Here is a 13,817-nt window from a genome sequence, read left to right as displayed (position 1 = left end):
GATGATAATGGCTGTCTGAAGCAGGTACACGGTTACTGGTTCTTTGCAATGGTAAATTGGCTGCCTAATAAGATCCAGTTTTGTGGAAAAGATAAACCGAGCTTCCAGTAGCTAATTCCTTTTAAGTTCAATCGCTTGATGAGATCGAATTTTGCCTGGATGGAGCGGGCATCTTCAAACCAAACTTCATGTCGATTTCCTGAAGCATCAGTATAATTGAAGAAAGGAGCCTGAGCTTCTTCGCTATAGGAAATGGCCACATTATTTTCCCGAGCAATCTGAATCGCTTGTTGAGGGCTGACGGCATCGGCAATTTCGCCTCCAGGCTCATAAGGCAGCGTCCAATCATATCCGTATAAATTTTGCCCGAGTAGAATTTTATCGGCAGGCATAACAGATAGAGCATAATTAACGACCTCTGTGACTGGTCCAATTGGCGAAACCGCCCTTGCTGGACCGCCGCTGTATCCCCATTCATATGTCATTAACACAACGAAGTCAACAATCTCCCCATGTGCTTGATAATCATGTGCCTCATACCAGGCGCCCTCCTGCTCTGCGCTAGTCTTTGGTGCTAGGGCTGTAGAAAGAAGAAGCCCTTCATTCGTGAACCTTTGCTTTGCTTTTCTTAAAAACTGATTGTAATTTTCCCTCGTCTCAGGGGGGAGAAATTCCAGGTCAAAATGAACATCTTGAAATCCTACTGAATGGGCGGTTTGAACAATATTATCTAGCAATGTGTTTTGCAGCTGCTCATTCGTCAAAATCGTCCGTCCTAATTCCTGGCTGAACCCTTGCTCGGCTAAATTGGTTACGACCATCATTAAAGAGGCATTATTCGCTTCAGCAATCGCCTTGAAGTTATCTAGTGGCGGAGCGTTGAGTGAGCCGTCTTCCTGTATTTCATAACTAAAAGGTGCTAAATAGCTTAGCAAAGGCGCTCGTTGCTCGGCCGAACTTCGCAATACGTCCGATACCTGTCCACCAGTTGGTTCAATGTACGCATTTGTCGTAATCTCCATAGAGGGGGCCTGTGGGATGTAAAGACGATAACCAATCGGCAAGATTTGGTTAGGCTGCAATTGGTTTACTTGAATGAGTGTCTCTATAGTTGTCCCAAATTGATTAGCAATCTCATATAAACTATCTCCTTGCTGGACAAAATAAAATTGACCCTGACCTGGGATGACAATGGCCTGCCCCACGACAAGATTTCCCGGTGTTTCTAGCTCGTTTGTCTCGATAATTGCACTGGGGGTACTTCCGTATTGGGCAGCAATAGAATAGACAGTGTCACCTGATGTTACTACATGAATTTGCACTACATACACTCCTTCCTCGGCTATTATCAATGTATGTAGGGGATGGATCATTTTATTCTTACATTATGATGAATGGAGAGGTAGCCATGGATAAAGATGAATATTATATGCAATTAGCCCTGCAACAAGCCCTTCAAGCAAAAGAGATCGGTGAGGTACCTATCGGGGCAGTGATTGTATATCAAGATGAAGTGATCTCTATGGGGTTTAATCAACGTGAAACATCACAACTAGCCTCTTCGCATGCGGAATTTATTGCGATTGAAAAAGCAAATCAGGTGATAGGGAGCTGGCGCCTTGAGAATTGCACCCTCTATGTCACCTTAGAGCCCTGCCCGATGTGTGCGGGGGCAATCGTTCAATCCAGAGTTCCGCGAGTCGTCTTTGGTGCATCCGATCCTAAAGCAGGCTGTGCGGGAACTTTAATGAATCTACTTGAGGAAGATCGTTTTAATCATCAGGCAAAGGTATTGGGTGGGATTTTAGAAGACGATTGCGGAGGAATACTAAAGAATTTTTTTAGAGAACTTCGGGATAAAAAGAAGCGTGACAGGGGCTCGGACAAATTAAGTTGATTTTTTCCATTGCATTTTATTATAAAAGTCGCTATACTTGAAAATACCGTGCTAAGCGGGGAGGTAGCGGTGCCCTGTACTCGCAATCCGCTATAGCGAGGCCGAACTCCCGCCCGAGGTAGTTCGATCTCAAGGCAGCCTTATGGGAGTGGTGTTGACACTCAGGTCCTGCGCAACGAGAACCAGTGAACCCTGTCAGATCCGGAAGGAAGCAGCAGTAAGCTGACTCTCTCGTGTGCCGCGGGATCGCCTGGGTCGAGCCATGAACATGAGTAACGCTTGGGGTCGTTCTATCGAAGGCGGGTGCACGGTTACATATGCTTAAAGAACGGAGTCGTTGTGATCTTGTCATAACGGCTCTTTTTTCTATAAAAAGAAGTATGAATTTTTTTACGTTCCGATATCTGTTTTGGGAGCGGGCGCTTTTTGTATTAAGCTTAGTCATGTTAAAAATCGCTGGGTTTGATGTGTAATTGGAAGGTTCACATTACATCCTATATTCGGGTATAATGAAGGAGAGACTAAAAAGGGAGAACGGTTGTATGAGCTATCAGGCACTATATCGCGTCTGGCGCCCTAGAAACTTTGAGGATGTTGTTGGACAAACTCATATTACACGCACACTGCAAAATGCAATAGAGCAGGACAAGTTTTCCCATGCGTACTTATTTTCTGGGCCGCGCGGAACGGGGAAGACAAGTGCTGCAAAGATTTTTGCTAAAGCCGTTAACTGTGAACATGCTCCAGTGAAAGAACCATGTAATGAATGCTCAGCCTGTCTTGGTATACAAGATGGGTCAATTTCAGATGTCATTGAAATCGATGCAGCCTCAAACAACGGTGTAGAGCAAATCCGCGAAATTCGTGATAAGGTCAAATATGCACCAAGTGCTGTTTCGTATAAAGTGTATATTATCGATGAGGTTCACATGCTTTCAATGGGCGCATTCAATGCTCTTTTGAAAACATTAGAAGAACCTCCTCAGCATGTCATTTTTATTTTGGCAACGACAGAACCCCATAAGATCCCTTTAACGATTATTTCGAGATGTCAACGTTTCGACTTTAAGAGAATTACACAGCAGGCCATGGTTGAACGGATGGAGAAAATCACGTCCGCCGAGCAGTTAAGTATTGCCCAGGAGGCCCTCGAAATCGTCGCATTAACAGCTGAGGGTGGGATGAGGGATGCGCTTAGTTTACTTGATCAAGCCATTTCCTATAGTGAGGAGGAAGTCACGACAGAAGATGTACTTGCTGTGACGGGGTCTGTTTCACAGGGGAAATTAGCCGAAGTGATTCGAGCGCTTCATCAACAAGAAGTAAAAGAAGCACTTGAAGCTGTCGATGACTTGATTCAGCAAGGGAAGGATCCAGGTCGCTTTGTTTTTGATTTAATCTACTACTTGAGGGATGTTCTTCTATTCCAAAGTGCCCCTGATCTGCAACACAACTTAGAACGTGCTATCCCTGATGACTTCTTTCGTCATTTGTCCGAGGAGTTGAATGCCAATTGGATTCAACGTACGATTCGGGAGTTGAACAAGTGCCAACAGGAAATGAAGTGGACGACGAGTCCGAAAGTATTTATTGAAATTGCTTTGCTTAACATTGTAGACACACAAGAAGCTGCACCAGGTTCTGTTGATTCTAAAGCAATAAACCAGCTAACTCAGAAGCTTGAGCAAATGGAAAGAGAATTGGCTCAGTTGAAAGCGAATCCGCCTGCAGCATCTAATCAGGGAGAGCAAGCTCCTAAAGTTCAAAAGCGAACCCCTGCAAGATCGGGCAGAAACGGTTATAATGTACCATATGACCGTATTCGTATTGTACTTAGTGAGGCATCTAAAGAGGAGCTGAAGCAAGTACAGGGGCAGTGGGCGAATTTTATGGAAAGACTGAAGCAAACCAATGCACCAGCTCATGCCACTTTATTAAACAGTAAACCAAGTGCGGCATCACCGAAAGCTTTGGTTTTAGCCTTTCGTTATGATATCCATTGTTCTTTAGCACTGGAGCATCAAAAAACGATTGAACCATTGCTGACAGAATTTACAGGAAAGCCACTCGCCATTATTCCGATTCCTCAAGCAAATTGGAAAGAACTGCGTGAGGAATATGTAAGAAAACAAAAGGGTAGTGATGAGGACGGGGAAGAACCTGCAGAAAAAGGCGGGGACGACCCGCTCATCTCAGAAGCAAGGAAACTTGCGGGCGATGATATCATCGAAATTCATGATTAATAGGATAGATTAAAGGAGGAATTACCATGCGTGGTGGAGGAAATATGAACAATATGATGAAACAAATGCAAAAAATGCAAAAGAAAATGATGAAGGCTCAAGAGGAGCTTCATGAAATGACTTTTGAAGCAACAGCAGGCGGCGGTATGGTTAAAGTCGTAGCTAACGGGAAAAAGGAAGTAACAGATGTTGAGATTAATGAGGAAGTTGTCGATCCTGATGACGTAGAAATGCTCCAGGACTTAATTATTGCAGCAACAAACGACGTACTTAAACAAGTGGAAGATAAAACTAACGATACTATGGGAGAGTTTACGAAAGGTATGCCTGGCGGAGGAATGTTTTAGGGGGAATTTTCCATGTACTATCCGGAACCGATATCTAAACTGATCGACAGTTTCACGAAGTTGCCAGGGATCGGCCCAAAGACGGCCGTCCGTCTGGCTTTTTTCGTCCTTGAAATGGAAGAGGATGACGTTTTAGATTTTGCAAAATCGCTTGTTAGTGCAAAACGAGAACTCACCCATTGCTCTATTTGCGGACAAATCACGGACAATGATCCTTGTACAATATGCCAGGATGAATCTCGTGATAAATCCGTTATATGTGTTGTCCAAGATCCAAAAGACGTCATCGCTATGGAGAAGATGAAGGAGTTTAGCGGAAAATATCATGTCCTTCACGGTGCGATTTCTCCAATGGATGGGATCGGCCCGGAGGATATTAATGTGGAAAGCCTTATTAACCGCCTGAAGGATGAGGGCGTAGAGGAGTTAATTTTGGCAACGAATCCAAACATTGAAGGGGAAGCCACAGCGATGTATATCTCAAGGCTTGTCAAGCCGTCGGGTATTCGCATAACAAGAATTGCCCATGGTCTGCCAGTAGGCGGAGATTTAGAGTATGCTGATGAAGTCACCTTATCGAAAGCACTTGAAGGTCGAAGAGAACTGTAAAGTGGGTGATGATCATTTTTAATAAAAAGAAAACAAAGAGAAAAGAAATAGATCAGCAATTACTTACAGATATTCAGAAATTAAAATATGAGTGGGAAACCTTGGACAACATTATCAAACATAGTATTGAGCCCAGTGAAGAAGGGTTGCTAGACTTATCACTAGCAAAAGCAAAATATTTTTATATGTTGAGAGAGGCAAGGCACCGAAATTTAAATGCTCTGTCATGAAATAAAGGTATAACCTCCTGTGGGGAATCATAGCTTGTTTTAAACAAGCATTTTTCTCAGAGGGGGTTTTTTTATGGATCCGGTGTTTGTCATTCTGATATTAGCCTTAGCTATTCCGTTGTTATTAATAGTTGGTTTGCCTGCATCGCCGATCAAATGGATCGGACAGGCGTTGATGAGAGTAGTCATTGCTGTTGTTCTATTATTCTTCGTTAACTTATTTGGAGCACAGTTCGGTTTACACGTTCCTATTAATGGGTTTACAGCTGTTGCTTCCGCGATATTAGGGATACCTGGCGTTCTTTCATTAACAGCTATTCATTTGTGGGTGTTATAGTTATAGAAACGGGAAGAGAAGCAGTTCTCTTCCCGTTTCTTTTTATGTGGGTAGCCTCACTTTAAACGATCAAGTGATTTTTCATCTTTTTCTTTGAAAACTATTGCAATGTAATATTTCACGTGATATATTGTTATTTGTCGCTTTAAGAGACGGTGACAGACTGAAAGCTTCGACAAATCATCATGAAAAAAGTTATTGACTTAACTTGCTCACCATGATATATTTATTAAGTCGCTGTTTTGAAGCGGTAAGCAATCTTTTGATCTTTGAAAACTGAACGAACCAACCAGTACGTCAATTCATTCTTTCTATTATATAGAGAGAATTCAAACAAGCACATTCGGTGTGCAAATGAGCAAGTCATTCTCAACTTTTATGGAGAGTTTGATCCTGGCTCAGGACGAACGCTGGCGGCGTGCCTAATACATGCAAGTCGAGCGCAGGAAGCAAGCAGATCCCCTTCGGGGGTGACGCTTGTGGAATGAGCGGCGGACGGGTGAGTAACACGTGGGCAACCTGCCTGTAAGATCGGAATAACTCCGGGAAACCGGGGCTAATGCCGGGTAATCCTTTCTCTCGCATGAGGGGAAGGTAAAAGATGGCTTCTGGCTATCACTTACAGATGGGCCCGCGGCGCATTAGCTAGTTGGTGAGGTAACGGCTCACCAAGGCAACGATGCGTAGCCGACCTGAGAGGGTGATCGGCCACACTGGGACTGAGACACGGCCCAGACTCCTACGGGAGGCAGCAGTAGGGAATCTTCCGCAATGGACGAAAGTCTGACGGAGCAACGCCGCGTGAACGATGAAGGTCTTCGGATCGTAAAGTTCTGTTGTTAGGGAAGAACAAGTACCGTTCGAACAGGGCGGTACCTTGACGGTACCTAACGAGGAAGCCCCGGCTAACTACGTGCCAGCAGCCGCGGTAATACGTAGGGGGCAAGCGTTGTCCGGAATTATTGGGCGTAAAGCGCGCGCAGGCGGTTCCTTAAGTCTGATGTGAAAGCCCACGGCTCAACCGTGGAGGGTCATTGGAAACTGGGGAACTTGAGGACAGAAGAGGAGAGTGGAATTCCACGTGTAGCGGTGAAATGCGTAGATATGTGGAGGAACACCAGTGGCGAAGGCGACTCTCTGGTCTGTCTCTGACGCTGAGGTGCGAAAGCGTGGGTAGCAAACAGGATTAGATACCCTGGTAGTCCACGCCGTAAACGATGAGTGCTAGGTGTTAGGGGGCTTCCACCCCTTAGTGCTGAAGTTAACGCATTAAGCACTCCGCCTGGGGAGTACGGCCGCAAGGCTGAAACTCAAAGGAATTGACGGGGGCCCGCACAAGCGGTGGAGCATGTGGTTTAATTCGAAGCAACGCGAAGAACCTTACCAGGTCTTGACATCCTTGGACCGCCCTAGAGATAGGGTCTTCCCTTCGGGGACCAAGTGACAGGTGGTGCATGGTTGTCGTCAGCTCGTGTCGTGAGATGTTGGGTTAAGTCCCGCAACGAGCGCAACCCCTAATCTTAGTTGCCAGCATTAAGTTGGGCACTCTAAGGTGACTGCCGGTGACAAACCGGAGGAAGGCGGGGATGACGTCAAATCATCATGCCCCTTATGACCTGGGCTACACACGTGCTACAATGGATGGTACAAAGGGCAGCGAAGCCGCGAGGTGTAGCAAATCCCATAAAACCATTCTCAGTTCGGATTGCAGGCTGCAACTCGCCTGCATGAAGCCGGAATCGCTAGTAATCGCGGATCAGCATGCCGCGGTGAATACGTTCCCGGGCCTTGTACACACCGCCCGTCACACCACGAGAGTTGGCAACACCCGAAGTCGGTGAGGTAACCTTTTTGGAGCCAGCCGCCGAAGGTGGGGCCAATGATTGGGGTGAAGTCGTAACAAGGTAGCCGTATCGGAAGGTGCGGCTGGATCACCTCCTTTCTAAGGAACTATGCAAGGCAACCCCTTTCTCTTACGAGAACACCGGGAAGCTGCCGCATACGGAAGACGTACATGGTTGGTTGTTCAGTTTTGAGAGATCAAACGATCTTTCAATGTGAACCTTGAAAACTGGATAAGATTAATCAGAACGTGGCGATCTTCTTTTGATAGAGGACGACACGGGATGACAAGACATCAAACATCAATTTTTAACGTCTTTTCACGACGATAATAGTTAAGTGAATAAGGGCGCACGGTGGATGCCTTGGTACTAGGAGCCGATGAAGGACGGGACTAACACCGATATGCTTTGGGAAGCCGTAAGTAGGCTATGCACCGAAGATTTCCGAATGGGGAAACCCCTGCTCGTAATGGAGCAGGATCCTTTACTGAATACATAGGTAAGGGAAGGCAGACCCGGGGAACTGAAACATCTCATTACCCGGAGGAAGAGAAAGCAAACGCGATTTCCCAAGTAGCGGCGAGCGAAACGGAATCAGCCCAAACCAGAAAGCTTGCTTTCTGGGGTTGTAGGACACTCCTTTGGAGTTACAAAAAAAGAGGATAGATGAATCGATCTGGAACGATCAGCCGGAGCAGGTAAGAGCCCTGTAGTCGACATCTTCTTTTCTCCGGAGTGGATCCTGAGTACGGCGGAACACGAGGAATTCCGTCGGAATCCGGGAGGACCATCTCCCAAGGCTAAATACTCCCTAGTAACCGATAGTGAACCAGTACCGTGAGGGAAAGGTGAAAAGCACCCCGGAAGGGGAGTGAAAGAGATCCTGAAACCGTGTGCCTACAAGTAGTCGGAGCCCATTGATGGGTGACGGCGTGCCTTTTGTAGAATGAACCGGCGAGTTACGACCGTCTGCAAGGTTAAGCTAAAGCAGCGGAGCCGCAGCGAAAGCGAGTCTGAATAGGGCGAAGCAGTAGGCGGTCGTAGACCCGAAACCGTGTGATCTACCCATGTCCAGGGTGAAGGTCAGGTAACACTGACTGGAGGCCCGAACCCACGCAAGTTGAAAATTGCGGGGATGAGGTGTGGGTAGGGGTGAAATGCCAATCGAACACGGAGATAGCTGGTTCTCTCCGAAATAGCTTTAGGGCTAGCCTCAGAATAGAAAGTCTTGGAGGTAGAGCACTGATTGGACGAGGGGCCCCTACCGGGTTACCGAATTCAGTCAAACTCCGAATGCCAACGACTTTGTTCTGGGAGTCAGACCATGGGTGATAAGGTTCATGGTCGAAAGGGAAACAGCCCAGACCGCCAGCTAAGGTCCCAAAGTGTGTGTTAAGTGGAAAAGGATGTGGAGTTGCTTAGACAACCAGGATGTTGGCTTAGAAGCAGCCATCATTGAAAGAGTGCGTAATAGCTCACTGGTCGAGTGACTCTGCGCCGAAAATATACCGGGGCTAAACACACCACCGAAGCTGCGGATTGATCCGAACGGATCAGTGGTAGGAGAGCGTTCTAAGGGCTGCGAAGTCAGACCGTAAGGACTGGTGGAGCGCTTAGAAGTGAGAATGCCGGTATGAGTAGCGAAAAAAGAGTGAGAATCTCTTTCACCGAAAGCCCAAGGTTTCCTGAGGAAGGCTCGTCCTCTCAGGGTTAGTCGGGACCTAAGCCGAGGCCGAAAGGCGTAGGCGATGGCCAACAGGTTGATATTCCTGTACCGCCTCCTTTCCGTTTGAACGACGGGGGGACGCAGGAGGATAAGGAGAGCGCACCACTGGATGTGTGCGTCCAAGCAGTAAGACGGTCGAGACAGGCAAATCCGCTCGGCAACGTCAAGCTGTGATGGGGAGGGAATTTAAGTACCGAAGCTCCTGATTTCACACTGCCAAGAAAATCCTCTAGTGAGGAAAGAGGCGCCCGTACCGCAAACCAACACAGGTAGGCGAGGAGAGAATCCTAAGGTGAGCGGGAGAACTCTCGTTAAGGAACTCGGCAAAATGACCCCGTAACTTCGGGAGAAGGGGTGCTCCTCTGCCGAGGAGCCGCAGTGAAAAGGCCCAAGCGACTGTTTACCAAAAACACAGGTCTCTGCGAAGCCGTAAGGCGAAGTATAGGGGCTGACACCTGCCCGGTGCTGGAAGGTTAAGGGGATGCGTTAGCGCTCTGCGCGAAGCGTTGAACCGAAGCCCCAGTAAACGGCGGCCGTAACTATAACGGTCCTAAGGTAGCGAAATTCCTTGTCGGGTAAGTTCCGACCCGCACGAAAGGTGCAACGACTTGGGCACTGTCTCAACGAGAGACCCGGTGAAATTATACTATGCGTGAAGATGCGCATTACCCGCGACAGGACGGAAAGACCCCGTGGAGCTTTACTGTAGCCTGATATTGAATGTTGGTACAGCTTGTACAGGATAGGTGGGAGCCTGAGAACCCGGAGCGCTAGCTTCGGTGGAGGCGCTGGTGGGATACCACCCTGGCTGTACGGACATTCTAACCCAGGACCGTGATCCGGTTCGGAGACAGTGTCAGGTGGGCAGTTTGACTGGGGCGGTCGCCTCCTAAAGAGTAACGGAGGCGCCCAAAGGTTCCCTCAGAATGGTTGGAAATCATTCGCAGAGTGTAAAGGCACAAGGGAGCTTGACTGCGAGACCTACAAGTCGAGCAGGGACGAAAGTCGGGCTTAGTGATCCGGCGGTACCGTATGGAAGGGCCGTCGCTCAACGGATAAAAGCTACCCCGGGGATAACAGGCTTATCTCCCCCAAGAGTCCACATCGACGGGGAGGTTTGGCACCTCGATGTCGGCTCATCGCATCCTGGGGCTGTAGTCGGTCCCAAGGGTTGGGCTGTTCGCCCATTAAAGCGGTACGCGAGCTGGGTTCAGAACGTCGTGAGACAGTTCGGTCCCTATCCGTCGTGGGCGTTGGAAATCTGAAAGGAGCTGTCCTTAGTACGAGAGGACCGGGATGGACACACCGCTGGTGTACCAGTTGTTCCGCCAGGAGCATCGCTGGGTAGCTACGTGTGGACGGGATAAGTGCTGAAAGCATCTAAGCATGAAGCCCCCTTGAGATGAGATTTCCCCTTACGCCAAGTAAGTAAGATTCCTCAGAGACGATGAGGTCGATAGGTCCGAGGTCGAAGCGTGGTGACACGTGAAGCTGACGGATACTAATCAATCGATGGCTTAACTATATTAAAAAGCGGAGACGACCGTTTACGTCCGCTGGGCTAAGTGAGCTCGCGTAAAGGCTTTGGTTTTTCAGCCTTGAAGAGAGATGACTTAGAACATGAGGACTTGGGAGTCGGAGCTAGATTGTCAAACGTTAGAATATGATGTTGGTCTTGGATGTCTTATCCAGTTTTGAGGGTTCACCTCATAACCTATGATGTGGTGGCGAGAGCGAAGAGGTCACACCTGTTCCCATGCCGAACACAGCAGTTAAGCTCTTCAGCGCCGATGGTAGTCGGGTCGATCCCCGTGAGAGTAGGACGCGGCCACGTCAACAAAGAGCCTTGGAAAAATCCAAGGCTTTTTTATTTGCTTTAAAATTTTTGGTGGAGGAGATTTTCTCCATTGAATAAGTTAAAGAGGATCGGATAAGCAGTTTAATTACGTTTAGCTTCGTGCAGTGTTGTGTTGAATCAGAAGACACACTAATCGAAGCTTTACAGATGAACGTTTTTCTGATTAATTCATACTGTATCATTATCTATAACCGTCACTAAATGATGAATGCAAAACCACTGTGCACATGAGCTTGGGAATCAGTATGTAATGATTGATTTGTTGAATTTGGATCTTAGTAGTCTTATTTTTTTCTATCCTGTGTATAATATTGATAGATTCGGAGATACTAGAGGTAAATAAAAGATTGTTCTCTAGGAGGCCGTTAATTATGAAATTTAATGAAAGCTGTAGTATTTGCTCCAAAAAGACGGATGATGGAATTCACTTGTTACAAGTTTATATTTGCCGCACTTGTGAGCAAGAAATAGTGGAGACACCAGCAGATGACCCTAAGTATCAATTTTTTGTTCAACAAATGAATAAAGCCCACCGTTCGATCATTGTGTCGTAATAGGATTGGTAAGCCACTCTATAATTAAGGAGTGGCTTTCTTCTTTTATTTCTTGGTAGGATGGAAGATAGATATTACTAAAGGTGAGGATTCGTATGGATGCAGAACAAAAGGTAACGCCGCTTTATGATGCGTTGGTCGAATTAAAAGACAAGGAATCTATTTCTTTTCATGTGCCAGGCCATAAATTCGGAGAGCTATTTTCAAAGAAGGGAAAAAAGCAGTTTCAATCAATTTTAGAAATAGATGCCACGGAAATTGCTGGTCTTGATGATTTACACGCTGCTGATGGTGTTATACAAAAAGCTCAAAATTTGACCAGTCAGTTTTTTAAAAGCAGTCAGTCTTATTTTCTGGTAGGTGGGACAACCTCAGGGAATTTAGCTGCAGTGATGGCGGTCTGTCGTCCTGGGGATACTGTCCTTGTCCAGCGTAACTGCCATAAATCGATTGTTCATGGGTTGGAGCTTGCAGGTGCTAAGCCCGTGTTTTTGATGCCAGACTTCGAAAAGGAAACTGGTCGCTACAGCCGGATCACTGGTGAACTTATAGATGAAGCTCTAAGGAAATACCCCGATATAAGAGCGGTTTTTCTAACTTATCCAGATTACTTTGGCCGTGTTTTTGATATGGATAGTGTGTGTGTGGCAATACATGCCTATGATATTCCGGTTATCGTGGATGAAGCTCATGGCGTTCATTTCAAATTAGGTCATCCTTTTCCGCGTTCTTCACTAGAGTTAGGTTGTGATTTAGTCATCCAGTCTGCCCACAAAATGGCTCCCGCAATGACGATGGCTTCTTATTTGCATGTACAAGGGGACAGAGTTAATCAAACACACCTTGAATATTACTTGCAAGTTTTCCAGTCTAGCAGCCCATCCTACCCACTGATGGCTAGTTTAGACTTAGCTCGAAGTTATTTAGCTTCTTATGGTCAGACTGACAAAGATGAATTGGTCACATACATTAGCAGCATTCGCGATATCTGGACGCGCGCATCTGGGTATTGGAGGGTTTTGCCTCGAAGCGAATGGGATGACCCTCTTAAGCTCACATTAAGAGTAAACAAGAATCTGTCGGGCTATCAGGTGGCTGAAGTGCTTGAGCGTCAGGGTGTTTATCCAGAACTTGCGACAGAAAAGCAAATTCTATTAACAATGGGGCTCGCTCCTAGCGTCAATCTAGAGACGTTAAGTAATTGCTTAGCCGAGGTAGATTGCCAATTAAAAAAGCAGCCGATAAATGCTACAATAAGTGTAGCTCAATTATCGTTTCCGAAGCTGCAAAGTTTGGACATGAATTATATAGATATGCAGGTGAAACCTTCTGAGTCCGTAGAGTGGAAGGATGCTGTAGGTCGAATTTGTGCAGAGTCAATTGTTCCTTATCCTCCAGGGATCCCTTTGGTTTTAAAAGGTGAACGTGTGTCTAGGGAACAAGTGGTACGTGTGAAGGCTTCATATGATCAAGGAGCACGCTTTCAAAATACGAATGTAGAAAGTGGAATTCGGGTATTTTAAAGGAGAATTGCGGTGAAGGGACTTTTTGTTACATTTGAGGGTGGCGAGGGCGCCGGAAAATCAACGATGCTTAATATGGTTGGGGATGAACTGACAGCTAGAGGTTACTCTGTGCTTGAAACACGGGAGCCTGGCGGAATAAAAATAGCTGAGAGTATTCGCCATATTATATTAGATAAAAGTCATACAATGATGGATGCTAGAACAGAGGCTCTGCTGTATGCAGCTGCACGGCGTCAGCATCTAGTAGAAAAGGTGCTTCCTGCGATTGAGGATGGATCGATTGTACTGTGTGACCGTTTTGTCGACTCAAGTCTTGCCTATCAGGGTGCGGCAAGGGGCTGGGGATAGAAGAAGTGTGTAGAATCAATAAATTTGCAATTGATGGATGTATGCCGGATGTTACGTTATTTTTTGATATTAAGCCTGAGCATGGATTGGAACGAATTTCACAAAATGATGAACGAGAGAAAAACCGCCTTGACCTAGAAACTTTAGATTTTCATAAAAAGGTCTACAGAGCTTATCAGAAATTACTGAAACAAAATCCGCAAAGAATGAAGGTTATAAACGCTGATCAGAATTATGAGCGGGTTAAGAATGAGTCCCTTCGAGCACTGGAGCCATTTTTGTCATAAAAGCGGGTAGA

9 protein-coding genes, 3 rRNA genes, 1 other RNA gene and 1 pseudogene are annotated in these 13,817 nt (G+C 46.4%); 13 read left to right on the top strand and 1 reads right to left on the bottom strand.

Translation table 11 applies throughout. From position 1 onward, the window contains the following. Window positions 1–32 precede the first annotated feature (32 nt). Window positions 33–1,322, bottom strand: a complete 1,290-nt coding sequence (locus MUO15_RS13870; RefSeq protein WP_245030004.1) for a glycoside hydrolase family 18 protein — start codon at window positions 1,320–1,322, stop codon at window positions 33–35. A gap of 86 nt (window positions 1,323–1,408) precedes the next feature. Between MUO15_RS13870 and tadA the strand changes: the two genes are divergently transcribed. The 13 genes and pseudogenes from tadA to tmk all read left to right on the top strand — a co-directional run bounded on the left by tadA (window position 1,409) and on the right by tmk (window position 13,806). Then, window positions 1,409–1,897 carry a tRNA adenosine(34) deaminase TadA gene (gene tadA, locus MUO15_RS13865; RefSeq protein WP_245030002.1) on the top strand — a complete coding sequence of 163 codons (489 nt, stop codon included), beginning with the start codon at window positions 1,409–1,411 and terminating at the stop codon, window positions 1,895–1,897. 46 nt (window positions 1,898–1,943) lie between these two features. Next, an RNA gene (ffs, locus tag MUO15_RS13860) (signal recognition particle sRNA large type) lies at window positions 1,944–2,208 on the top strand. A gap of 231 nt (window positions 2,209–2,439) precedes the next feature. Beyond that, window positions 2,440–4,140, top strand: a complete 1,701-nt coding sequence (gene dnaX, locus MUO15_RS13855; protein ID WP_245030000.1) for a DNA polymerase III subunit gamma/tau — start codon at window positions 2,440–2,442, stop codon at window positions 4,138–4,140. A 26-nt stretch (window positions 4,141–4,166) separates the two neighbouring features. After that, window positions 4,167–4,487, top strand: a complete 321-nt coding sequence (locus MUO15_RS13850; protein WP_244755423.1) for a YbaB/EbfC family nucleoid-associated protein — start codon at window positions 4,167–4,169, stop codon at window positions 4,485–4,487. 12 nt (window positions 4,488–4,499) lie between these two features. Further along, entirely contained in the window at window positions 4,500–5,096 is a 597-nt protein-coding gene (recR, locus tag MUO15_RS13845) for a recombination mediator RecR (protein WP_245029998.1), read from the top strand. A gap of 8 nt (window positions 5,097–5,104) precedes the next feature. Beyond that, window positions 5,105–5,326 carry a YaaL family protein gene (locus tag MUO15_RS13840; RefSeq protein ID WP_245036026.1) on the top strand — a complete coding sequence of 74 codons (222 nt, stop codon included), beginning with the start codon at window positions 5,105–5,107 and terminating at the stop codon, window positions 5,324–5,326. 73 nt (window positions 5,327–5,399) lie between these two features. Further along, a complete protein-coding gene (locus tag MUO15_RS13835; protein ID WP_245029996.1) occupies window positions 5,400–5,663 on the top strand; it encodes a pro-sigmaK processing inhibitor BofA family protein in 264 nt (87 codons plus the stop codon). Window positions 5,664–6,038: 375 nt separating this feature from the next. Beyond that, window positions 6,039–7,605, top strand: a 16S ribosomal RNA gene (locus MUO15_RS13830). A 233-nt stretch (window positions 7,606–7,838) separates the two neighbouring features. Beyond that, window positions 7,839–10,758 (top strand): 23S ribosomal RNA (locus MUO15_RS13825). Window positions 10,759–10,953: 195 nt separating this feature from the next. Then, a 5S ribosomal RNA gene (gene rrf / locus MUO15_RS13820) occupies window positions 10,954–11,067 on the top strand. Together the 16S, 23S and 5S rRNA genes form the textbook arrangement of a ribosomal RNA operon. Window positions 11,068–11,462: 395 nt before the next feature. Continuing rightward, window positions 11,463–11,645, top strand: a complete 183-nt coding sequence (locus MUO15_RS13815; protein WP_245029994.1) for a sigma factor G inhibitor Gin — start codon at window positions 11,463–11,465, stop codon at window positions 11,643–11,645. 95 nt (window positions 11,646–11,740) lie between these two features. Beyond that, window positions 11,741–13,168: an aminotransferase class I/II-fold pyridoxal phosphate-dependent enzyme gene (locus MUO15_RS13810; protein WP_245029993.1), complete on the top strand. Its 1,428-nt coding sequence runs from the start codon at window positions 11,741–11,743 to the stop codon at window positions 13,166–13,168. Between the two features lie 12 nt (window positions 13,169–13,180). Further along, window positions 13,181–13,806: pseudogene (gene tmk / locus MUO15_RS13805) on the top strand (dTMP kinase). Window positions 13,807–13,817 lie beyond the last annotated feature (11 nt).

Origin of the sequence: Halobacillus amylolyticus, from assembly GCF_022921115.1 — a bacterium.
Classification (GTDB): domain Bacteria; phylum Bacillota; class Bacilli; order Bacillales; family Halobacillaceae; genus Halobacillus_A; species Halobacillus_A amylolyticus.
This window is presented reverse-complemented; position numbering and strand designations above follow the sequence as displayed.

Excerpts from the sequence above, each read along its gene's own strand:
- tadA (WP_245030002.1), top strand. The coding sequence starts at position 1,409 with ATGGATAAAGATGAATATTATATGCAATTAGCCCTGCAACAAGCCCTT.
- dnaX (WP_245030000.1), top strand. The coding sequence starts at position 2,440 with ATGAGCTATCAGGCACTATATCGCGTCTGGCGCCCTAGAAACTTTGAG.
- MUO15_RS13850 (WP_244755423.1), top strand. The coding sequence starts at position 4,167 with ATGCGTGGTGGAGGAAATATGAACAATATGATGAAACAAATGCAAAAA.
- recR (WP_245029998.1), top strand. The coding sequence starts at position 4,500 with ATGTACTATCCGGAACCGATATCTAAACTGATCGACAGTTTCACGAAG.
- MUO15_RS13840 (WP_245036026.1), top strand. The coding sequence starts at position 5,105 with ATGATCATTTTTAATAAAAAGAAAACAAAGAGAAAAGAAATAGATCAG.
- MUO15_RS13835 (WP_245029996.1), top strand. The coding sequence starts at position 5,400 with ATGGATCCGGTGTTTGTCATTCTGATATTAGCCTTAGCTATTCCGTTG.
- MUO15_RS13815 (WP_245029994.1), top strand. The coding sequence starts at position 11,463 with ATGAAATTTAATGAAAGCTGTAGTATTTGCTCCAAAAAGACGGATGAT.
- MUO15_RS13810 (WP_245029993.1), top strand. The coding sequence starts at position 11,741 with ATGGATGCAGAACAAAAGGTAACGCCGCTTTATGATGCGTTGGTCGAA.